General features: G+C 36.7%; 18 protein-coding genes. 14 read left to right on the top strand and 4 right to left on the bottom strand.

Annotated features, from left to right (window positions below):
- Positions 1 to 411 (bottom strand): alternative ribosome rescue aminoacyl-tRNA hydrolase ArfB, encoded by a 411-nt coding sequence (gene arfB, locus ABDJ41_RS10575; RefSeq protein WP_349785969.1) that lies wholly within the window; start codon positions 409 to 411, stop codon positions 1 to 3.
- Positions 412 to 557: 146 nt separating this feature from the next.
- Between arfB and ABDJ41_RS10570 the strand changes: the two genes are divergently transcribed.
- The 13 genes from ABDJ41_RS10570 to ABDJ41_RS10510 all read left to right on the top strand — a co-directional run bounded on the left by ABDJ41_RS10570 (position 558) and on the right by ABDJ41_RS10510 (position 15,211).
- Complete coding sequence (locus ABDJ41_RS10570) at positions 558 to 725, top strand: type II toxin-antitoxin system HigB family toxin (protein WP_349785968.1); 168 nt, start codon at positions 558 to 560, stop codon at positions 723 to 725.
- A complete protein-coding gene (locus ABDJ41_RS10565) occupies positions 694 to 1,083 on the top strand; it encodes a helix-turn-helix domain-containing protein (RefSeq protein WP_349785967.1) in 390 nt (129 codons plus the stop codon). Before ABDJ41_RS10570 ends, ABDJ41_RS10565 begins: the two co-directional genes overlap by 32 nt.
- A gap of 12 nt (positions 1,084 to 1,095) precedes the next feature.
- Complete coding sequence (gene cmk, locus ABDJ41_RS10560; protein ID WP_349785966.1) at positions 1,096 to 1,773, top strand: (d)CMP kinase; 678 nt, start codon at positions 1,096 to 1,098, stop codon at positions 1,771 to 1,773.
- 164 nt (positions 1,774 to 1,937) lie between these two features.
- Entirely contained in the window at positions 1,938 to 2,525 is a 588-nt protein-coding gene (locus ABDJ41_RS10555; protein WP_349785965.1) for a TetR/AcrR family transcriptional regulator, read from the top strand.
- 49 nt (positions 2,526 to 2,574) lie between these two features.
- Positions 2,575 to 3,747, top strand: coding sequence for an efflux RND transporter periplasmic adaptor subunit (locus ABDJ41_RS10550; RefSeq protein WP_349785964.1), 1,173 nt, complete (start codon positions 2,575 to 2,577; stop codon positions 3,745 to 3,747).
- 32 nt (positions 3,748 to 3,779) lie between these two features.
- Complete coding sequence (locus ABDJ41_RS10545; RefSeq protein ID WP_349785963.1) at positions 3,780 to 6,956, top strand: efflux RND transporter permease subunit; 3,177 nt, start codon at positions 3,780 to 3,782, stop codon at positions 6,954 to 6,956.
- A 10-nt stretch (positions 6,957 to 6,966) separates the two neighbouring features.
- Positions 6,967 to 8,370, top strand: coding sequence for an efflux transporter outer membrane subunit (locus ABDJ41_RS10540; protein WP_349785962.1), 1,404 nt, complete (start codon positions 6,967 to 6,969; stop codon positions 8,368 to 8,370).
- 46 nt (positions 8,371 to 8,416) lie between these two features.
- Entirely contained in the window at positions 8,417 to 9,046 is a 630-nt protein-coding gene (locus ABDJ41_RS10535; protein WP_349785961.1) for a response regulator transcription factor, read from the top strand.
- Positions 9,003 to 10,193 (top strand): sensor histidine kinase, encoded by a 1,191-nt coding sequence (locus ABDJ41_RS10530; protein ID WP_349785960.1) that lies wholly within the window; start codon positions 9,003 to 9,005, stop codon positions 10,191 to 10,193. Before ABDJ41_RS10535 ends, ABDJ41_RS10530 begins: the two co-directional genes overlap by 44 nt.
- Before the next feature lie 72 nt (positions 10,194 to 10,265).
- The gene (locus ABDJ41_RS10525) at positions 10,266 to 10,454 is read left to right on the top strand and encodes a hypothetical protein (RefSeq protein ID WP_349785959.1); all 189 of its coding nucleotides are present in this window, start codon (positions 10,266 to 10,268) and stop codon (positions 10,452 to 10,454) included.
- A gap of 145 nt (positions 10,455 to 10,599) precedes the next feature.
- Complete coding sequence (locus ABDJ41_RS10520) at positions 10,600 to 12,975, top strand: TonB-dependent siderophore receptor (protein WP_349785958.1); 2,376 nt, start codon at positions 10,600 to 10,602, stop codon at positions 12,973 to 12,975.
- Between the two features lie 9 nt (positions 12,976 to 12,984).
- Complete coding sequence (locus ABDJ41_RS10515; protein ID WP_349785957.1) at positions 12,985 to 14,115, top strand: PepSY-associated TM helix domain-containing protein; 1,131 nt, start codon at positions 12,985 to 12,987, stop codon at positions 14,113 to 14,115.
- Positions 14,116 to 14,236: 121 nt separating this feature from the next.
- Positions 14,237 to 15,211: a GlxA family transcriptional regulator gene (locus ABDJ41_RS10510; protein ID WP_349785956.1), complete on the top strand. Its 975-nt coding sequence runs from the start codon at positions 14,237 to 14,239 to the stop codon at positions 15,209 to 15,211.
- On the opposite strand, the gene ABDJ41_RS10505 is transcribed toward ABDJ41_RS10510, so the two are convergent.
- The 3 genes from ABDJ41_RS10505 to ABDJ41_RS10495 all read right to left on the bottom strand — a co-directional run bounded on the left by ABDJ41_RS10505 (position 15,192) and on the right by ABDJ41_RS10495 (position 21,283).
- Positions 15,192 to 16,547, bottom strand: a complete 1,356-nt coding sequence (locus ABDJ41_RS10505; protein WP_349785955.1) for a PepSY-associated TM helix domain-containing protein — start codon at positions 16,545 to 16,547, stop codon at positions 15,192 to 15,194. The genes ABDJ41_RS10510 and ABDJ41_RS10505 overlap by 20 nt on opposite strands.
- Positions 16,548 to 16,677: 130 nt before the next feature.
- On the bottom strand, positions 16,678 to 18,204 hold the full coding sequence (locus ABDJ41_RS10500) for a SusD/RagB family nutrient-binding outer membrane lipoprotein (protein ID WP_349785954.1): 1,527 nt from the start codon (positions 18,202 to 18,204) through the stop codon (positions 16,678 to 16,680).
- 31 nt (positions 18,205 to 18,235) lie between these two features.
- Positions 18,236 to 21,283 (bottom strand): SusC/RagA family TonB-linked outer membrane protein, encoded by a 3,048-nt coding sequence (locus tag ABDJ41_RS10495; protein ID WP_349785953.1) that lies wholly within the window; start codon positions 21,281 to 21,283, stop codon positions 18,236 to 18,238.
- 76 nt (positions 21,284 to 21,359) lie between these two features.
- Here ABDJ41_RS10495 and ABDJ41_RS10490 point away from each other — a divergent pair, with 76 nt between their 5' ends.
- Positions 21,360 to 22,316 carry a helix-turn-helix domain-containing protein gene (locus ABDJ41_RS10490; protein ID WP_349785952.1) on the top strand — a complete coding sequence of 319 codons (957 nt, stop codon included), beginning with the start codon at positions 21,360 to 21,362 and terminating at the stop codon, positions 22,314 to 22,316.
- Positions 22,317 to 22,391 lie beyond the last annotated feature (75 nt).

The following is a 22,391-nucleotide window of genomic DNA, read 5'->3' as shown; positions in this document are numbered from 1 at the left end:
TTAATCTAGTTGAGGTCGTTTTCTCGATTCTTTTTTATGAGCCACAGCTTGTTTATCGGCCAGCCTTTTTCTGATTACCGATTTAGGAGTCTTAGTAGGTTTCCTTTTCTTCTGTACATGCATCGCTGACTTCAATAAGGCAATAAGTTTAGCAATTGTCTTTTCCTTATTTAGCAGCTGACTTCGGTCTTCTTGTGAAACTACATGAATATTACCCTCCTGATCTAAACGCCCGGCCAGGCGTTCAATTATTAGCATTCGCTCATCATCCGTTAAAAAACTTGCTGAAGACAAGTTAAAAATAAGCTCAACCTTACTGGAAACCTTATTAACATTTTGTCCACCCTTCCCCCCACTTCTTGAAGTTTTAAAGGTTACAGCTTTTAATATATCATCTTTTCCAGGTACCATACCCCAAAAATATGAAATTAAAAAACCAACATAATGCTAAATCTATATAGACTTACACTATTGTTAACCATTAAGCTAACAATAGTAAACTAATTATTAAATAATAGTTGGCAATCTGCCAACTATTAGTATATTTTAATTGAAGTATGAAAATTATCTATTCACGCAGCCTGGATCGGTTTGCTCATAAACATGCAGACGTTGATAAAAGCTTAAGAGTTTGGAAAACGGTAACAGAACAAGCAAGCTGGATAAAAAGTGCCGATGTTTTAAAAGAAATAAATGGACTTACAAACACAATGGTATTTAATTGAATCAGAGCATGATTATCATCAGGCCATCAACAGATATCAAGCTATTAAACATGCAAAAAAAGGTTCTGAGGATCATAAAGAAAAGCTATTGCTAGCACATCTCATTTCAGAACATGATAAAGCGCATAGTACTTTACCTGAAGTTGACCCTATTGAACTTATTAAAATCAGAATGAAAGAGTTTGGCTATAAGCCTTCTGATCTTGCAGAGATTTACGGGGATAAAGGAACTGTCAGTAAAGTACTCAATTATAAGCAGGCACTTTCTTTAACCATGATCAGAAAGTTTAGTGAACTATTGAAAATTCCTTCAGAAGCTTTGATAAAGGAATATGATTTAAAGATACAAAAAGCTTAACTTTGCTTACCTATGAGAAAAAACCTCGTTGTAGCAATTGATGGCTATTCATCATGTGGAAAAAGCACACTTGCCAAAGCACTAGCAAAAAAATTAGGATTTATATACATTGACAGTGGCTCTATGTATCGTGCAGTCACTTTATATTTCATCCGTAATCACATCAATATAAACGATCCTATAGCAGTATCTGAAGCACTTCATAACATAGAGCTTAATTTTCACTCACGTGATTATGAATCACATATTACACTAAATGGTGAAGAGGTTTCTGAAGAGATCAGGCAGATGCCGGTTTCAGAAAATGTAAGTGAGGTTTCAGCGAATAAATTGGTTCGCAAAGAAATGGTCAAACAGCAACAGCGTATGGGCAAATCCAAAAATATCGTGATGGATGGGCGAGACATTGGAACAACTGTTTTTGAGGACGCACAAGTTAAATTCTTTATGACAGCAGATCCTAAAATCAGAGCTGAACGCAGATATAAAGAATTACAAAGTAAAGGAGATAAAACTACCACTTTAGAAGAAGTTTTTGAAAACCTTGCCCATCGTGATTATGCAGACACCACTAGAGAGGAAAGTCCATTAACGCGTGCTGAAGACGCCATCATACTGGATAACACCGAATTAACTGAAAAAGAGCAACTTGATTTCGCTCTAAATATGGTACATCAACATTTGCCTTAGTATATTTTTTTAGCCAATTTTCTTAACCAGATTTCTTCTAATACCAAATCAGCTTTGCAATTATTTGGTTACAATAATAGTTTTATCTAAACATTACATTTCTATGTTTTAACTAAAACATGAGACTAATACTTTTGTTTAACAATTTTGTCAAACTCAAGTAAATGACTACAAGAGACACTGGAACTGAACAGTTAATTAAAAATACAGCTAAACATCTTTTCTTTGCTGAAGGCAAGTTACATGCTACTACACAAGAGATTGCGGATGCTGCTGGTGTGAATCGCACACTTGTAAACTATTACTTTCGTTCAAGAGATTCCTTATTTGATCAGGTATTTAATGAGGCCCAAGAAGCTTTATTAATAACGCTTGACGAGGTTATAGAGTCTGATATGCCTTTCAAACAAAAGATAGAAAACCTGATTTCAGTTTTCCTTAAAGAGTCCATGCAATATCCGTATCGCGAGTTATTTATCATTACTGAGATGAATAGAAAGGATGTAATCGATTCAAAAAAAGCAAGGGCAAAAAAAGTAAATGCTTTTTTAAAGCAAATAGAATTTGAGATGGACAAAGGGACGATTAAAAAGATGAATCCAAGACATTTTACTTTGAATCTTTTTTCTCTAATGGCATACCCCTTAGTTACCGCTCCTCTTAATAAGATATTGTTTGGCATGAATGATGACGAATACTCCGAATTGTTGGAGGAGAGAAAAAAATTAATTTTTGAAACCATATTCCCTTAAATTCAGTAGTATACAAATCGCATCTCTAATAAAACACATAATTACGTAAATGAGAACTAGAACCAAATCCCTCTACTTATTGCTTCCAGCATTGTTAATCATCACCTCATGCGGAAACTCAGATCAGAAAAAAGCAGGTGGTCCGCCGCCAGCTCAAGTACAATCCTACCCTGTGGTTGCTTTAAAGACTCAATCTACTTCTTTAGAAACTGATTACCCTGCAACGTTAGAGGGAATTCAAAATATTGACATCAGACCAAAGGTTGATGGTTTTATTGAAAAAATATATGTAGATGAGGGGGCAACCGTTAAAAAAGGGCAGCCTCTTTTTACAATTAATGCACCTCAGTACGAACAACAGGTTAGAACTGCAAATGCAGCTATTAGCAGTGCAGAAGCCGAAGTGAATGCTGCTCAATTACAGGTGAATAAAACTAAACCACTGGTAGAGAAAGATATCATCAGTAAATATGATCTGGATGCAGCATTGCTAACACTTCAAAGCAGAAAAGCGGCCCTGGCACAAGCTAAAGCTGAGCTTGTAAATGCTAAAGTAAATTTAGGTTATACTCATATTACCAGTCCGGTTGATGGAGTTATAGGCAGCATCCCTTTTAAAACAGGAAGTCTAGTGAGCGGTAGTAGCACAAGCCCATTAACAACTGTTTCAAACATTTCAAAGGTTTATGCTTATTTCTCATTGAATGAGAAACAGCTTTTGGATTTTTCACGTAACTATAAAGGTGCTACTATTGAGGCTAAAATGAAGAATATCCCATCTGTTTCTTTAGTTTTGGCTGACGGTACACCTTATCAGGAAAAAGGAAAAATTGAATCTATAAATGGCCTGATCAATACAGGAACAGGTTCAGCTAGTTTAAGAGCTACTTTTCCTAACACCCAGAACCTGTTAAGAAGTGGTGCCAGTGCGTCTGTACGTATTCCTCAGCATTTAGAAAATGTAATCCTCATTCCTCAAAAATCAACGATTGATTTACAAGGCAAAAAGTTTGTGTATGTCTTGGGGGATAAAGGTCTGGTTAAAAACACAGAAATTGAGATTATGGAAATCACCAAAGGCAATTACTATGTGGTGACTAAAGGATTAAAAGAAGGTGACAAAATTGTTCTGGAAGGTTTCCAATCTTTAAAAGATGGTCTTGAGATTAAACCCGAAGAGAAAAATACAGATTCAGTTTACGCTGACCTAAACAATAAATAACCTGGTTTTCGTAACCTGTTGAAATCGAATATATGTTTAAGAAATTTATAGAAAGACCAGTATTATCAACGGTAATATCCATTATCATTGTGATACTTGGTATACTGGGTCTTATTACCCTCCCTGTATCTCAATATCCTGAAATTGCACCACCAACGGTACAGGTTTCAGCTTCATACCAGGGCGCAAATGCCGACGTGGTTATGAACAGTGTTGTTATTCCATTGGAAGAACAAATTAATGGTGTGGAAGACATGACTTACATGACTTCATCAGCAAGTAACGACGGTACTGCTACCATTACCATCAACTTTAAACTTGGCACTGATCCAGATCTGGCTGCGGTTAACGTACAGAACAGGGTTGCACGAGCCACTAGTTTATTACCAGCAGAGGTAACCAGATCCGGTGTAATCACAGCAAAACGTCAGGCAAGTAATGTGTTGATTTTTGGTATTTATAGTGAAAGCGATTCGTATGACCAGAAATTTTTACAGAATTATGCTAATATCAATCTTGTTCCCCAGATAAAACGTATTAATGGGGTTGGTGATGCAACGGCTTTTGGTTTAATGGATTATAGTATGCGTATCTGGCTTAAACCAGATGTAATGGCAACCTATGGTTTAATTCCTAATGACGTAAGCGTTGCACTTGCAGAACAGAATATTGAAGCTGCACCAGGCCAGTTTGGTGAACAAGGTGAGCAATCATTTCAATATACATTAAAATATTCTGGCCGTTTAAAAAATGAAGTTGAATTTAGCAACATCATTATCAAAGTTGCTCAAAATGGACAGATATTACGTTTAAAAGATATTGCAAGAATTGAACTTGGAGCACAAAGCTATGCAAGTACTGTAAGATTTAATGGTAAACCTGCATTAGGTGTAGCAATTAACCAAACTGCTGGTTCTAATGCAAAAGAAGTAATTGAAGGTTCGTTAAAAGTACTTGAAGAAGCTTCTAAAAGCTTCCCTGAAGGTATAAGCTATACTTCTTTAGTAAACGTTAACGACTTCCTGGATGCTTCAATTGAAAAAGTAATACACACATTGATTGAAGCCTTTATCCTGGTATTCCTTGTTGTATTTATTTTCCTTCAGGATTTCAGATCTACCTTAATTCCGGCGATTAGTGTTCCTGTAGCAATTATTGGTACCTTCTTCTTTTTAAGCTTATTTGGATTTACAATAAACTTACTTACCCTCTTTGCTTTGGTACTGGCCATAGGTATTGTGGTGGATGATGCTATTGTGGTGGTAGAAGCTGTCCATGCCAAGCTCGATCAGGGGTATAAATCCGCAAAGAAAGCAACATTCGATGCTATGGAAGACATTACAGGTGCCATCATTTCCATCACATTGGTTATGGCTGCAGTATTTGTTCCGGTAAGTTTTATCCAGGGCTCGTCAGGAGTATTTTATAAGCAGTTCGGATTAACATTGGCAATTGCCATTATCCTTTCTGCGATAAATGCATTGACTTTAAGTCCGGCTTTATGTGCCTTGTTATTGAAGCCACATGCCGACGATCATGGTAAGAAGAAGAATTTCATGCAACGTTTTTATACTGCATTTAATACCTCGTTTGATGCGATGACTATGAAGTATAAGCATTCGGTAACCTTTTTGGCCAGAAGAAAATGGATAGCAGGTTTAGGCATACTACTTTTTACAGGAGTACTGATCTGGGCTATGAACACTACACCAAAAGGATTTGTGCCTAATGAGGATTTGGGAACTATCATGTCTGATATTTCATTGCCACCAGCAACTTCTTTGGAGCAAACAGCAATAGTAATTAAACAAATTGACAGTATAGCGCATACGATTCCTGAGATTAAAAACTCATTAACAGTAGTTGGCCGTAGTATGATCAGTGGTTCGGGTAGTTCTTATGGAATGGTGATTGGAAAATTACTTCCGTGGAACGAACGTAAACGTGATGTTAAGGCAATAATTGGTGAATTATTTGCCAAAACAGCCAATATTAAAGGGGCAAGAGTAATCTTTTTTGCTCCTCCTACCATCCAGGGTTTTGGAACCAGCGGTGGTTTCGAATTTCAGTTACAGGATAAAACTGGTGGCGACATCAATAAATTTAACACTATAGGAAACGAGTTTTTAGCAGCTTTAAGTAAAAGACCTGAAATTCAATATGCTTCCACTTCGTTTAACCCTAATTTCCCTCAATATCAAATTGATGTAAATGTAGCTACAGTTAAACAGGCAGGTTTAACCGTAAGTGATGTATTGAATGTTTTGCAGGGCTATTATGGTGGTGTTTATGCTTCTAACTTTAACAAATACGGCAAACAGTACCGCGTAATGTATCAGGCAGATGCACCATATCGCGCAAATCAAGCAACACTGAACAACATTTATGTTAGAAATGCAAAAGGTGAAATGGCCCCTATCAGTAATTTTATTACACTTGAAAAAGTATATGGGCCACAGGCAATATCCCGTTTCAACTTGTTTACTTCCATTTCTGTTACAGGTAGTCCTAAAGCTGGGTTCAGTTCTGGTGATGCATTAAAAGCTGTTCAGGAAGAAGCTGCAATCCATTTGCCAGCAGGTTATGGTTATGAGTTTTCGGGACTTTCACGTGAAGAAATGGCTGGAGGCAGTCAAACCATATTTATCTTCCTGCTTTGCTTAATCTTTGTATACTTTTTACTGTGTGCTCAATATGAGAGTTATATTCTTCCATTAGCGGTATTGATCTCTTTACCAGTAGGATTGGCAGGCGTATTTATCTTCGATAAGATATTTGGTGTTGACAATAATATATATACCCAGATTACCCTGATCATGTTGATTGGTTTGTTAGCAAAAAATGCGATTTTGATTGTAGAATTTGCTGTAGACAGACGAAGAAAAGGAATGAGTATTGTAAGTGCAGCTATTAGTGGTGCAACTGCCCGTCTGCGTCCTATTCTGATGACTTCATTTGCCTTTATATTGGGCCTGTTACCTTTAATGCTATCAACAGGTGTTGGTGCTTCAGGTAATAAGTCGATCGGTACTGGTGCCGTTGGAGGGATGTTAATAGGAACCATTTTTGGGGTTTTTGTGATCCCAGCCCTATTCATCGTATTCCAGAGTCTTCAAGAAAAGGTAAGTAACAAATCACCATTTATAGATGGATATACTCCTGAACAACAAGCTATTGAGTTCCCTGAAGTTGATACACGTGAACACTAATTTAAAAAACATGAACACCAGATATTATAAATCCTATTTTCTTATCGGTTTCTCGATACTGACTTTATCAGCTTGCGTAACTAAAAAATATCAACGCCCTGCTGTAAACAGTAACGATTTATACCGTGAAAACACGACAACAGATACAACTAGCATTGCAAACCTTCAGTGGAAAACATTGTTCGCTGATCAGGGTTTGCAGTTGTTAATAGAACAGGGAATTAATGGAAACTTTGATTTGAAACAAGCAATTGAGAGGATTAAAGTTGCTGAAGCTACTCTTTTACAAAGCAGAGCTGCTTTATTACCTAGCTTAATCGGCGACTTATCTGTTACAGATAATAAGCAATCAGTAGCAGCATTAAATTTCCCTCCGGGAATCAATATCAATACAGAAACTCAATTGTATAAAGCCCAATTGAGCACCAGTTGGGAGGCAGATATCTGGGGTAGATTAAGTAGTGCAAAAAGATCTGCTTATGCTTCATTATTGCAAACTGATGCTGCGAAAAGGGCGGTACAGACTCAACTTATTGCTAATATTGCCAACGCATACTATAACTTGCTCGCATTGGATAAACAATTGTCGATAACAGAACAAACTATTAAAATAAGGCAAGCTGATGTTGAAACGATGAAATCGTTAAAAGAAGGTGCAGTCGTTAATGGTGCTGCTGTAGTACAAAGTGAAGCGAATTTATATGCTGCACAAGTTACTCTACCTGATTTAAAGAGAAGCATCAGAGAAACAGAAAATGCACTCAGCATCCTTTTAGGAAAAGGACCTGGAAAAATTGATCGTTCAACACTTGATCAGCAAACGGCATATAGTAATTTGCAAACTGGTGTGTCTGCACAGTTATTACAGAACAGGCCTGATGTACAGGCTGCTGAATTTGCTTTCAGAGCTGCTTTTGAGAATAAAAATGTGGCAAGAGCTTCTTTTTATCCAGCTTTAACTTTAACAGCTAATGCAGGTTTATCAAGCTTAACCCTTAAAAACTTTTTTGACAACTCTATTTTTTACAGTCTGATTGGTGGGCTTACACAACCTATTTTTAATAAGGGACAAAACAAAGCACGTTTAAGAACTGCTGAAGCACAACAACAAATTGCTTTCTATAACTTCCAGCAGACTCTTTTAACAAGTGGTCAGGAAGTTTCAAATGCACTTTATGCATATCAAACTGCTGAAGAAAAAGAAAAAACAAGAGCAATGCAGGTTGCATCTTTAACCAAAGCTGTAGATTATACAAAAGAATTGCTACGTTATAGTTCTGCAACAAATTATACAGATGTTCTTACTTCTGAACAAAGTTTACTTGCTGCACAGCTAAACAGTATTAACGACCGCTTGCAAAAACTACAATCTGTTGTGAATTTATACAAAGCCCTTGGGGGTGGATGGAAATAAAAAATGATGTGCATTGAGCACATCATTTTTCTTGTAAATTAGAGCAATGAATATCCTCATTGTTGAAGACGAGAAAACTCTAGGACTGGAAATGGCTGAATTTCTGGGAAAGGAAGGTTATACGATTGAGCATGCCTGGAAACAGTCTTCAGCAGAAGAAAAAATCTTTGTAAATACTTACGACTTTATTCTTTTAGATCTTGGCTTACCTGGCGGGGATGGTTTAGATTTGCTTAATCAATTGAAACAGATGCCTGGACGGGAAGATGCAGTAATTATACTTACTGCCCGTGGTGAGGTTGACGACAAAATTAAAGGATTAGAGTCTGGTGCAGATGATTACCTCGCCAAACCTTTTTCATTAACTGAATTGCTTGCTAGAATGCATGCTATTATTAGACGCAAGCATAAACTGGTTATGAATGAAGTTAATATCCACAACTTTATTCTGGACATTAAAAATCATAAGCTAAGCTTTGGTAAGCAACGCATAGCTTTAACTAATAAAGAATTCGAAATCTTTAATTACCTAGTACTCAATAAAAACAGGGTAATATCCAGGGTAAATTTAACAGAGCATGTTTGGGGAGACATTTTGGAGGTCAACTCTGATTCGAACTTTGTGGATGTACATGTTAAAAACCTTCGTAACGAGGCTGATTGCCAACCTTTCTAATGTTGAAGTAAATGACCTTCTACTACAAAAGACTTTTACAGATTATAATCTGTTACGAGAAGAATATATTATCCTCAAAGAGATAAAGAAAGAGGAGAAACCAATAAAACAACGCTTTGTAAGAGAGCTAAGAAGCATTGAGGGAAATCAGGAGGAGTTTCAGATTCTAACTACCGATTTCAATTACAAAGGGAAAAGCTATAGATTGGAACTTGGAGAAACGATGTCGACCCTAACCCAGTTAGAACATACCATCTCTATATTTACTTTCGGAATATTGATCGCAGCTGTAACCCTTACTTTAATTATAGATCTGGGATTTATGCAATTCCTGCTCACTCCTTTCTACCAGATTATTGATAAGAAACTGAATAAGGTAAATGATCCGATTAACTTTAACTACGAGCCAATAAAAACAACCACAGCTGATTTTAGGGTACTTGATCAAAGTATTAATACCTTGATGAATAAAATTGCAACCCTATTTCTTACGGAAAAAGAATTTATTGCCAATGTATCGCATGAATTACTAACCCCTATTTCCGTATTAAGTACCAGATTAGAGAACCTGTTGAATGATGAAAAGCTAAGTGCAGAAGGAGAAAACAAAATATTTGCCTCATTAAAGACATTAAACAGGTTAAAAGCAATTATAAATAGTCTTCTTTTAATTTCGAGAGTTGAAAATAATCAATATGATAAATCAGACCTTATTTCTGTTCAGGATACCGTAAATGAAGTATACGAGGAATTAGAACATAGGTTGTTAATGATGAATCTAAAAATCAATATTCATTTGTCTGCTCCTTATTCTTTTACAGGAAACAAATCTCTGTTTCATACCCTGATTATGAATCTGGTTAACAATGCCATAAAATACAACAAGCCGTCAGGATCAGTAAATATTTATACCGAACAAACAGATTCAGACTATACTCTTGTAATTGCTGATACTGGAATTGGTATGGATCCGGAATTTGTAGAACAAGCTTTTGTCCGCTTTGAGAAACTACATTCAGAACAGGCAGACAGCTATGGTCTGGGACTTGCTATTGTCAGAAGTATTGCTTCATTTCATAATATGACTTTGACTATCCACTCAGAAAAAGGCATTGGCACTTCAATACGGGTCATTTTTCCATCCTGAACTCTTCTTCATCAAATCTTCATTTAGCGTTTGCAAATTTGATATAACAAAAAACACTAAATAATTATAAACATGAAAAGAACAATCTTAGCACTTGCTTTAGTAGCAACAACTTTAGGTGCATTTGCACAAAACACAACTCCAGCAGCTAAAACTGCAACAACTACAGAAACTGCAAAACCAAAACATCACAAAAAAGCTAAAAAAGCAGCTGTTAAAGCAGAGGTTAAACCAGTAGAAGCCAAAAAAGCTGGTAAATAGTATCTCCCTAAGTTTATATTAAAGCTGCCTGTTTTTATATCAGGCAGCTTTTCCATTCTATATAGAATAATTCTAAATAAATTTTGATTGTAACAAAATAGATGCAATATTTGCGCATTAATTAGAATTAATCTAAACAAGAAAAATGAATACACTTCGACTTCTAAATGTATTAATACTCTCACTATTCTCAATTCCAGCACTTTGCCAACAAAACAACAGTATAAAAGGAAAAGTACTGACAGCTGATGGGCATGCTGCAGCAAATGTCAGTGTAGGCTTAAAGGGAAAAGGTATTGCTGTAACTACAGATAACGACGGAGAATATCGTTTTGAAAAAATAAAAGATGGTAGTTATATCATCAGAGTTTCTGCTATAGGTTTAAAAACAGCAGAAAAAAGTATTATTGTTTCCGGTAACCAGACTGTTAATATAAATTTTAGCTTATCTGAAAGTGCAGATCAATTAAAAGAGGTTGTGGTATCTGGAAATAAGAAGAAATATAAAATCGATGCACCTTCTTCTTCATTGCGATTAGATGCTCCTCTTTTAGAAACTCCACAGAATATTCAAATCATTTCTACCGCTACACTTGCTGATCAGCAAATTACAAGTATGAGTGATGGTGTGATCAGAAATGTAAGTGGGGTAACCAGGTTAGAACATTGGGGCGATATTTACACGCGTGTTAATACCCGTGGGGCAAGAGCGGCAGCTTTTAGAAATGGTATAAATTTAACATCAGACTGGGGACCACTTACTGAAGATATGAGTTTTGTTGACCATATTGAATTTGTAAAAGGTCCATCAGGTTTTATGATGTCGAATGGTGAACCTAGCGGTATTTACAACGTGGTTACCAAGAAACCTACAGGAAAAGACTTCAATGGTGAAGCCTCATTTACAATAGGCAGTTATGATATGTATCGCGGTACAGTTGATCTGGATGGTAAATTAAATAAGTCTGGTAAGTTATTATACAGACTAAACCTAATGAGACAGATGAAAAACTCACATCGGGCATACGAATTTAATGACCGTTATAGTATTGCACCTGTTATCAGCTATCAGATCAGTGACAAAACATTATTAACTGCTGAATACAACTACCAGCACGTTAAGTTATCAGACCTTGGTTCCGCCTATGTTTTCGCACCAGATGGTTTTGCTACTCTACCGAGAAACTTTACTATGTCGGAACCAGATCTAAAACCAAATACAGCAAAAGAGCATAGTGTATTTTTAAATATGCAGCACCATTTCAATACCAATTGGAAATTAACGGCCCAATTGGCTTATGTAGGCTTTAATCAGGAATCCAGTGATATTTGGCCATCATCAGTTGCTCCAAATGGCGATGTCATACGTGATTTGTATATTTTTGATGCAGCCTTAAATTATAAATTCGGACAGGTATTTTTAAATGGTAAAGCCACTACAGGAAAAGTTAGTCACCGTATTCTGGCAGGTATTGATGCCGGTGATAAAGGACGTTATTACGATTGGGGACAAACATCACCACTTGATGATCTGTCTAAACCATTTAATATTTATAATCCCGTATATGGTGCTCCTATAAATGGAATACCTGAATTTGACCGCAGCAAAAGCTTGAAAGAAAGGGGTGCTAATAATCGTGTTAACCAGTATTATGGAAGCTTATACCTGCAAGATGAACTTGGTTTTATAGAAAATAAGGTCCGTTTAACATTAGCAGGAAGGTTTACTTATGTAAAACAATCGGAATATAATGAAGATACAAAGGACAAAAAGTTTACTCCAAGGGTAGGTTTAAGTGTTTCTATTGAACCTCAGACTTCAGTTTATGGTTTATTTGACCAAACATTCATTCCTCAAACCGGTTCGATTAAAAGTGGGGAACAGCCTAAACCTATTACCGGGAACAACATAGAATTTGGTATAAAAAGAGATTGGTTTGATGGCCGTTGGAATACCACATTAGCTGCATATCGTATACTTAAAAACAACGAATTATCACCAGATCCAACAAGTACTCCGGCAGCTCCATTTTCTTTGCAACTTGGACAAAGCACAACAAAAGGAATTGAGTTTGATTTACGTGGACAAATTTTACCTGGCTTAAATCTGATTGCCAATTATGCGCTAACAGATTCAAGAGTGAGTAAAGCGACTGAAGTTTATGGCGAAGTAATCCCTGCAGGCACCAAAATAACAGGTTATGCAAAGCATAACGCGAATGCCTGGTTGAGTTACAAAATTCAGGCTGGTACATTAAAAGGAGCTGGTATATCTGGAGGATTCAGTTATCAGGCAGATCGCAGCTCTTGGTCATGGGGCGGTGCCGGAACACAGGAAATGCCTAGCTACTTTAAGTTAGATGGAGGAATTTTCTGGGAAAAAGACAAAATTCGCTTAACTGCAAATGCCTTTAATATTCTTGATGATTATCTCTATAGTGGAGCCTCTTATGGAGATTACTATTATTGGCAAAGTGAAGCTCCAAGAAATTACAGGTTAAGTATTGCTTACAAGTTTTAGTAAAAACCTATGTTGGACAATAAGAAGAAAAGGTTCAAATATTGGATAAGACAATTACACTTATGGCTCGGATTAATATCCGGGCTATTTGTATGTTTTTTAGGCATCACCGGATGTATACTAGCTTTTGAACGTGAAATTGAAAATATCACGCAACCTTACCGTTTTGCTAAGGCTGAACAACGTGCTTTGATGCCTCCTTCTTCGCTAAAGAAAATTGCGGATAAAGCTTTACCCGAAAAACATGCACATAGTGTTGGCTATCAAACTGGAAAAGCTGCACAGGTGGTCTATTTTGCTGAAAGTCCCTCCTACTACTGGATCGTATTTTTAAACCCTTATACAGGAGAAGTACTAAAGGTTAAAAATATGGAGGATGATTTTTTCAGAATCGTAATTATGGGACATTACTACCTTTGGCTTCCCCCTCATATCGGCCAGCCAATATTAGCGACAGCCACCTTGATGTTTCTTTGTCTACTAATATCCGGATTAATGCTGTGGTGGCCCAAAAATAAAGCTGCCAGTAAAAAGAGGTTTAGCATTAAATGGAATGCGAAATGGAAACGTGTAAACTACGACTTACATAATGTACTGGGTTTTTACATGACATGGATTCTTATTTTCATTGCTGTAACCGGCCTGGTTATGGGTTTCCAATGGTTTGCCAAATCGGTTTATTGGGTTTCATCCGGTGGAGCAGAAATGAAACAATTTGAGGAAAGCTATTCTGATACTACGCTTATCAATTCATCAATAGGTAAAAAGCCCGCGATTGATATACTATGGGCGAAAACATTAAATGGTTTACCAGGCTTTAAAGGAGGTATTGAAGTGCATGTTCCTGAAAATGCCAAATCTGCAATAGAAGTGGCTATCAATCCAGACACAGAGACTTATTGGAAAGCCAATTACCTTTACTATGATCAGTACACCTTAAAAGAAATGGAAGTACAACATAGCTATGGGAAATTAGCAAACGCGAGTATAGCTGATAAGATCATGAGAATGAATTATGATATCCATATTGGCGCAATTGCTGGTTTACCAGGTAAAATAATGGCCTTTCTGGCTAGTTTAGTGGCAGCCAGCCTTCCCATTACAGGGTTTATTATCTGGCGCGGTAAGAAAAAGAAATAATACCAGGTCTATTGTTTACAGGGCATTTTATAGAAAAAGTATAATTATTTAAATTGAATAACGTTCATGTATAAGCAAATTGTTTATTTTTTCTATTTTGCATTCTCCTAACCAAAAAGTAATGACACAGGTAGCATTATTACTGACCAATCAATACCGACTGCTTAGTGTAGCAGCGATATTAGATGTATTTGATACTGTAAACAGCTATTACAAGACTAAAGACGAAGAACCTCTTTTCAAGCTAAATGTACTATATGCTGAAAACAGCAAAAATGAGATCCCAGCATTTAATAGTCACAAACCACAACCTTTAAAATCAGCGGGTAAACATGATTTAATTCTTATTCCCGCCTTTAGTACCTTTGATTTAAAAGCTGCAATTCAAGAGAATCGTGATTTCATACCATGGCTGTGCAATCAACATGATGATGGGGTTGAAATTGCCTCTTTTTGTACTGGTGCTTTTTTACTTGGTGCAACTGGTTTATTAAATGGGAAGAGTGCAACTACTCATATCCACGCCAGCACTTCCTTCGCAGAGAGCTATCCGGATGTATTTTTAAGACCCAATGAGGTAGTTACTTACGATCACGGTATTTATACCAGTGGAGGAGCAACCAGCACCTTTCATTTGTTGCTAAGATTAATTCATAACTATGGAAATAGAGAAATTGCAGTAAGAATGGCAAAAGTATTTGCCATTGATATGAACCGTGGTCAGCAAAGCTATTTTGGCACCTTTATTCCTACGCGTGATCATGGAGATGATCTGGTTGCGAAAACACAATTGTCTATTGAAAATCTATACAATAAGGTATCCACAGTAGACGACATCTTACAACAAATTCCCGCCAGTAGAAGAAATATTGAACGCAGATTTAAAATGGCAACTGGAAATACCATGATAGAGTATTTACAGAAAACCAGAATAGAAGTTGCAAAAAAGCTGTTGGAACAAACCAATCAGAGCATTCTCGAAATTATGCTGAATTCAGGGTATAATGACCTTAAAGCTTTCAGACAACTTTTTAAGAAAAGCTCTGGTATGACTCCAAAAGATTACCGCGATAAGTTTAAAGCACGGGTTGCTTAACCATGCTTTTCTTTTTGCTCTTGTTTTTCTTTTTAAGCTTATTTAACCATATAATAGTTCCGGTTATAGGTAAGCTGGTAGCTATTAAACAGGCGAAGAAATAAATAATTTTGGTGAACAACCCATAAACATCGCCCAGGTGCAATGCTTTTATGGAACCTGATACACGCTCATTAAAAGGCTTATCTTTAAAAACTTCCATTTTTAATACAGCAGCATTATACTGGTCAAGTAATATCTTATCACCCGCCGATGGAGCAAAGAAGCCTGTTTTATTTTTAGTAATTGCTACAGCCGCTGTTGAATCTTTAGGCATGGTAATACTGTAATCACCTGTATAAGGGAATGCTTTATCTACTGATGCAATATAATCAGCGATATTTAAAGGCTTTATACCTGCTGAATTAAGCTGTGAAATAGGGTCTTTTGGAAGTTCTGCCCCTTCCGGCACATGGGTTCCCAGAGTTTTTCTTAAAGCTTCACGATACCATGGGAAAGACCACTGTGGGCCTGTTATTCCCATTAAAAACAGGAATATACATGAATATAGGCCTAAACTATTATGCAGGTCATGATTTTTCCTTTTCCAGCTTCCACTCCATTTGATTTTAAATCCTTGTTTCCAGGCTCTGATCTTTTGAGGAAACCAGATTACCATTCCGGTAATTACGCCAAGAGTAAACAATATAGTAGCTGTACCTGAGATATAACTACCCAATTTTCGGTTTTCTAATTCTCCGATTAATGGTTTCTCAATTTTATCTAACAACAACCAACGGTGTAAGCTAAACATGGTTTGCATAAAAGATGCGGTAGCTGTTTTAGAGGCAGATATATTACCTAATACTTCACCTGTATATTGATTTACCGCAAATGCCGATGGGCGTTTCCCTCCACCCGGACCTTCTTTACCTTTTCCTTCTTTTTTATCGCCTTTACCTGATTTATTTGCTCCTTTATCTTTTGTTGCTTCTCCTTTATCCTTACTTCCGGACTTGTCTTTTCCGCCCTCTTCTTTGTCTTTTAAACGAACCATAAACTGATACGAACGGCCAGGATCTGACGGTATCTTCACTGAAGCCACTTTTCCTCCTGTACTTTCTTTCACTTTGACAATAAGCTCTTCTACAGCAATAGGTTTAGCTCCCTTTTCATATTTAACATTATACAATTCAGGCGATGCCATTTCACGTAATTCTGTATTAAATACGTATAATGTTCCACTCAAACAAATCAAAATAACAATAATACCGCTGGCCAGGCCAATCCATAAGTGAACATCATTAAAAAACTTGCGAATTTTTTGCCAGGTTGATTTAGTTTTTTGAGCTGTCATTTTTGAAATGATAAAGTGTTTGTTTATTTATAATGCCAACAAATTGTCTCTGTTGGCATTATTTATTTTTAAGGTCGCTAAAATACAATTATTTAGATACAGTCTAAATTTAATATTAAAAAATAATAAATTATTTCATCCACCAAATCTTCGCAGTAGTAATGTCATCATTTCCCTGCTTAGAAGCTTCTTCATTATTCGTCATTCTTTCAGTTTCGGGATACATCAAACGAAGTGGACGAGCTGTTGGCGATGGTGCATCTAATGAATTAGGAATATTTGGCAACCCCAGTCTGCGGTAATCATTCCATGCTTCAATACTGCTAATGCTGTTTAATGCCAGCCATTTTTGCTCAATAATTCTTTCAATCTTTGCAGGCGCTGCAGTGAAAGATACTCCTGCTTGCTGATTATAAGCAGTAAAATCACCAGCTGGAACTTCCATATATTTGAATGATTGTTTTATCGCTTCTTCATAATATTGCTGTGCTGTACCAGCAATCCATCCTCTTTGAGCTGCTTCTGCTTGTAAAAACAAACTTTCAAATGAACTCATAAGCACTGAAGGCTGAGAAAAGCTTTTAAACAATGCGGCTGGATTATTATTATTTTCTGCCGGACCTTTAAATGCGGAAGTATTTGCCTGGCTATATTGAGGATCACTTGAACTTGGATTGCCAAACAGTACACCTTTATAAGTCCCCCCAACTGCTACATAAAGATTGGCAAGACGTGGATCATTTAGTGCTGAATATTGATTAATAACATAAGTAGTTGGTCTGATTGCAGCATAATTAACTGTAACCTTACCTGCTACCGTTTTATAATAATTTTCCCAGAAAGGGTTTAACTTACCTGAACTATTAAGGTATCCAGGTTGGATAAATGCATTTTCTGTAGCATTTAAATACCCACTACCTTCAGCCCCAATCTTAGCAATCTCAGCATCAATATATGCTTGATTTCCTGCTTCACTCTGACGGATTAAAGCTCTTAACTTTACGGTATTTCCAAACTTATACCACAATGCCGGAACACCCTTAAACATAACATCATCCGCACCCATTTTAGAAATACCCGGACCATCTTTATGATTTTTAATATCCTGAATACCTGAAGTTATCAGGTTGATTGCTTTTTCATACACCGTTTTACCAGGCTCATATTTTGGTGTAGCAATTTCAAAACCTCTCAATGCTTCATCAAAAGGGATATTATTATACATATCAACAAGACGTAAAAACAACCATCCTTGCATAATTTTAGCCGCACCAGCATGAAACAAAGCTTTTTCATCAAGAGCTTCTCTTTTTATCAGCTCTAAATAATAGAGATTGTTATAAGCAGTTTCCCATACAGGTATACCGTCTCTCTGGTGCATTATGGCCAATCCATTATAAGACTTCAGATCGACAAAAGAGTTAACAGCCTGGTTTGTAGTCCCCCAATAACCACCCCAGAAAGCACCTATCTGGTTAATTTGTCCCTGCTCCTGATTTACGGTTGCGACTAATGCAGCAGGGAATTTGGCACTCAATGATATGGTTTCTTTGCCCGGAGCATTTGGATTAGTGTTTACATCCAGAAATTTTTCACATGAGCTAAGTCCAGTCACAGTGATTAACCCAAGTGTAAATATTTTAGCAATTCTATTCATCGTATTATAAATAAGGTATAAGTAATATGTTTTAGAAAGTAAGGTTTACATTAAATCCAAACGTTCTCATTGGTGGTACCTGGCGGAAGCTGATGTATCCATCGGTATTGTTGTATAGATATTCAGGATCGCCCATGTCATTGTCCTTATGGCGAATGATAAATACATTGTTTGCAACTAAACCAAGACTTGCCTGTCTGATCACTTTTTGACCAGCAAGAAACTTAGCGGGAACAGCATAGTTCAGACTCAACTCTCTCAACTTAAGGAAGTCTGATTTTGCAGCTGTATTAATTTGAATCTCCCCTTGTTTTGTCCAAAAAGCCTGATCTCCTTTTGATAAGCGATTTGTATTTTCCACATAAACACCCGGCGCCGTTTCAATTACAGAGTTCGGCCAAACAAATGGTTGTCTGTCATATTGAACAGTTGCAGGATGAGTACCTGCACTGTACATACGAGGTACAATCTCAGAATATAACCAGCCACCCATTCTCCAGTCCAACTGTGCATTTAAACTGAATCCTTTATAACTAACACCAGTACTTAATCCCATTAAATACGGTGGAATAAGTGAACCAAGATTGGTAGTCCCCTGAGCTTTCATTGGCTCTCCGTTCGCATCGATAATCACTCTACCTTGAGGATCTTTTGCATAATCACTTACCAGTAAACTAGGATATTGCTCTCCTTTTACAGCATATGACTGGCGGAAATTATTGATATTAGTTAATCCTTCTGAAAGGTCTTTAACTGTATTTTTGATATAGGTAAAATTAATCCCCATGTTCCATTTCACGTCATTGCTTCTAATGATATCTCCATTAAGACTAAGCTCAAAAATATTGTTCACCAATCGACCTGCATTAATAACTTTTACATTATATCCAGTTGCTCTGGATGCAGTAGAATTAAATATCTGTCCGTCAGAGTCTGAATAAACATAAGCACCATCAAAGTTTAAACGGTTATTGAATAACCCAAACTGAATCCCTGCTTCATAAGAAGAAACAAACTCTGGTTGAATTCCAGGAGCTGTTACACTAAGACTTGGTAAATAACCAACAGAATTGCCAAAAGGAAACCCATTAGATTGTGTATAAGCATTTTCAAGTGAGTATGGCTGTAGCGTCACGTTACCAGTTCTGTTCCATGAAGCGTATACTTTAGCAAATGAGATAGTATTGCTATTCTTAATGCTCTGGATTGCATCACTGGCAATGAATGAAGTACTTACACCCGGATAGAAGAATGAACGATTCTCTTTACTTAAAGTGGATACCCAGTCGTTTCTTCCTGTAAATGTTAGAAACAGGTAGTTTTTATAACCGGCAACAAACTCTCCGTATACAGCCATTGAACGCTGTTGCGTAATTGCTACCGCACCTCCAAGCTCTCCCTGGCGACTTCCGGGATTTAAAAGGTCTGTATACAATAAGTTGTTTGCACTGATGTTATTTTCCTTTTTATAATCAGTACGTGTATTTTGTCCTAATAAAAGTTTAGTAGTAAAATCTCCAAATTCCTTTTTGAAATTCAGGATCAGGTCACTATTTAACCTTCTATAGTTATTGTTAGCGTCATTTACCGAGCCCTGAACGTTTCTGGTTCCAGCAGCCTCAAATTTGTTTGTTGATGTACGTATTTCATCAGAAATTGAATATATACCTATACGATATAATGCACTAAACCATGGTGTGAATTCATAATCCAAATCAATTTTACCATTCAGAATCTGCTGAGTACTATTATCGCGAATATTATCTATCTGGAAATATGGATTACGCAAGTTTCCTGTTTCAGGAGTAAAATAATTATGTGGACTAGCCATTGAGTTTACATCTTCCCAATTCTTCAACCTGCTAAAATCAAGGTTTGCAGGCATAGAATATGCACCTATCCAAGGACCATCAGGTGTAATCGACTTCTTATTATGAATATAGTTGATGTTATAAGAAGTTTTTAATTTATTAAAGTTACGGCTTCCGTTAAACCTCAACCCTATCCTATCATTTTTATCTTTAGGGATGATACCTGTTTGTGTTACATATTGTGCAGATAAGAAATAAGTACTATTCTGATCTCCTCCAGAAAAGGAAACATCATTTTGTACATTAACACCTGTTTGAAATAAGCCCAACCTATTATCCTTTCCAGGGGCGGCATATAAAAGCTGAGGTTGTGTTCCATCTGGTAAAGGCAAACCAATATCTTTCATTGAACCATCAAATTTAGGTCCCCATGAAGCATATTGTACTGGATCGTAAACACCATTCACACCTTGTCCAAAGGTAGTTTGTGCATTGGGCAACAAAAAGGCGTTAGAAAAAGTGGTGGTATTACTTACATTAACAACATTACTACCACGAACTCCATTCTTTGTCGTGATCATTAAAGCCCCATTTACACCTTCAGAGCCGTAAAGTGCAGCAGCATTTGCCCCCTTTAGAACAGTAATACTCTCAATATCATTTGGATTAAGCCTATTGATATTAGGAACCGGCATACCATCTACTACATAAATTGGAGCATTTGTATTTCTACCATCAATACCAGTTGAACGGCTTAATGAACGTGTTCCACGAAGTGTGATCTGTGCAACTGGGTCTACCTTACTATCATACATATTAATACGAAGTCCGGCAACTTTACTACTCAATCCGAATAATGGATTAACAGTCTTCCCCTGATTTAAACTCTCGTTACTAAACAATTGAGCACTAGAACCCAATTCCCGAGCTGATCTTTTAATTCCTAAAGCTCCTGTTACGACAACTTCAGAAAGACTTTTAGGGTCTTCAGTTAAGCCAATCAACAAGTTTAAATTGCTGCCAACTACTACTTCTTTAGTTACAAATCCAGTATAAGAAACAGTTAATCGCTCACCCGTTTTTGCTTTTATTAAAAATGTGCCATCGGCGGCAGAAGAGACATTCCCTTTATCTTTGATAATAGTTGCACCAGGTAAAGCAAGACCTGATTCCTGATCAATTACTTTACCAGAAATGGTTTTTATCTGAGCGAATGTAACAGCAGAAGTAAAGATGGCTAGTATAAGAGTTGTAACTTTTTTAATCATTCTCGTATTCTTTTTACAAATTAATTTAGAAGTAGTCTTAATAATCATAACTTCGCGGCAAAGATATCATTGACTAATGACGGAAAAGGGAGAACAATTAACGGTTCAGGGAGAGTTTATCTCGCAGGGTTTCCTCCCTGAATCACAGATAAGTGTGAACTTTATCAGGCATATGGACGCGGACAACACTGTTCAGCTCTCTATTGAACCAACAAGTTTGTTTAATTTCCTAATGGTCTTTGCTATAAAAGGGGATGTTCTTTGCCTGGTTGGTAAAGAACAAAAGAGTGTCCTGACCATTAATAGTCAGCAACACAGTTTAATTGCCATACCTGATGGCGTAACCTTAAAACCTGTAGACCCGACTGTTGCTTATGAAATCGTCTATATTAACATCAGTACATTTTTCCTATCAAGATATTTACCTTCAACACATCCGGCATTTAAAATCGTCCAGGGTTCTCCCCTTAATAAACCTGTTCTTTTTTGTAATCGCATACTTCACCTTAGTCCCGAAATCAGTGTCATATTAAATAGTATTGAGAACTCAGCACACACCGGTTTCTGTAAGCGGCTTTTTTTAGAATCGAAAGTTATAGAGCTACTGGCTTTACAGCTAAGTCAGTTTGAACAAGCAGAAAGTGATGAACCTATGAACAGGTTAACAAAAGAAGATCTGGACAAGATGCACGAAGTAAAAGAAATACTAATTAATAATATAGACAGCCAGTTTTCTTTACGTACGCTTGCCCATATGGTTGGCACCAATGAGTTCAACTTGAAAAAAAACTTTAAGGCAGCTTTTGGTACTACTGTTTACGGTTATTTTAATCAATATAAAATGGAACAGGCGAAAGTGATGCTTTTAGAGGGCGATTCAAAAATCTCAGAAGTTTCAAGTAAAATAGGCTATAAACATGCTACACATTTCACCAGTGCCTTTAAAAAATATTTTGGCTATCTTCCAACCAGAATTAAAATGTCGTTGCTAATCTTTGATCCTGAGATTTGTTTATTTTTTATTACGGCATAAGCTGAATTCATTGCTTTTCATTACAATCTGTTCTAAATCAACAAGATTTATCTAAAATTTCTTTGCTGTAAATAG

The organism is Pedobacter sp. ASV1-7 (assembly GCF_040203335.1).
GTDB lineage: Bacteria > Bacteroidota > Bacteroidia > Sphingobacteriales > Sphingobacteriaceae > Pedobacter.
This window is presented reverse-complemented; position numbering and strand designations above follow the sequence as displayed.

Coding starts and splice junctions, on each gene's coding strand:
- arfB (WP_349785969.1), bottom strand. CDS start 411: ATGGTACCTGGAAAAGATGATATATTAAAAGCTGTAACCTTTAAAACT.
- ABDJ41_RS10570 (WP_349785968.1), top strand. CDS start 558: ATGAAAATTATCTATTCACGCAGCCTGGATCGGTTTGCTCATAAACAT.
- ABDJ41_RS10565 (WP_349785967.1), top strand. CDS start 694: ATGGACTTACAAACACAATGGTATTTAATTGAATCAGAGCATGATTAT.
- cmk (WP_349785966.1), top strand. CDS start 1,096: ATGAGAAAAAACCTCGTTGTAGCAATTGATGGCTATTCATCATGTGGA.
- ABDJ41_RS10555 (WP_349785965.1), top strand. CDS start 1,938: ATGACTACAAGAGACACTGGAACTGAACAGTTAATTAAAAATACAGCT.
- ABDJ41_RS10550 (WP_349785964.1), top strand. CDS start 2,575: ATGAGAACTAGAACCAAATCCCTCTACTTATTGCTTCCAGCATTGTTA.
- ABDJ41_RS10545 (WP_349785963.1), top strand. CDS start 3,780: ATGTTTAAGAAATTTATAGAAAGACCAGTATTATCAACGGTAATATCC.
- ABDJ41_RS10540 (WP_349785962.1), top strand. CDS start 6,967: ATGAACACCAGATATTATAAATCCTATTTTCTTATCGGTTTCTCGATA.
- ABDJ41_RS10535 (WP_349785961.1), top strand. CDS start 8,417: ATGAATATCCTCATTGTTGAAGACGAGAAAACTCTAGGACTGGAAATG.
- ABDJ41_RS10530 (WP_349785960.1), top strand. CDS start 9,003: ATGTTAAAAACCTTCGTAACGAGGCTGATTGCCAACCTTTCTAATGTT.
- ABDJ41_RS10525 (WP_349785959.1), top strand. CDS start 10,266: ATGAAAAGAACAATCTTAGCACTTGCTTTAGTAGCAACAACTTTAGGT.
- ABDJ41_RS10520 (WP_349785958.1), top strand. CDS start 10,600: ATGAATACACTTCGACTTCTAAATGTATTAATACTCTCACTATTCTCA.
- ABDJ41_RS10515 (WP_349785957.1), top strand. CDS start 12,985: ATGTTGGACAATAAGAAGAAAAGGTTCAAATATTGGATAAGACAATTA.
- ABDJ41_RS10510 (WP_349785956.1), top strand. CDS start 14,237: ATGACACAGGTAGCATTATTACTGACCAATCAATACCGACTGCTTAGT.
- ABDJ41_RS10505 (WP_349785955.1), bottom strand. CDS start 16,547: ATGACAGCTCAAAAAACTAAATCAACCTGGCAAAAAATTCGCAAGTTT.
- ABDJ41_RS10500 (WP_349785954.1), bottom strand. CDS start 18,204: ATGAATAGAATTGCTAAAATATTTACACTTGGGTTAATCACTGTGACT.
- ABDJ41_RS10495 (WP_349785953.1), bottom strand. CDS start 21,283: ATGATTAAAAAAGTTACAACTCTTATACTAGCCATCTTTACTTCTGCT.
- ABDJ41_RS10490 (WP_349785952.1), top strand. CDS start 21,360: ATGACGGAAAAGGGAGAACAATTAACGGTTCAGGGAGAGTTTATCTCG.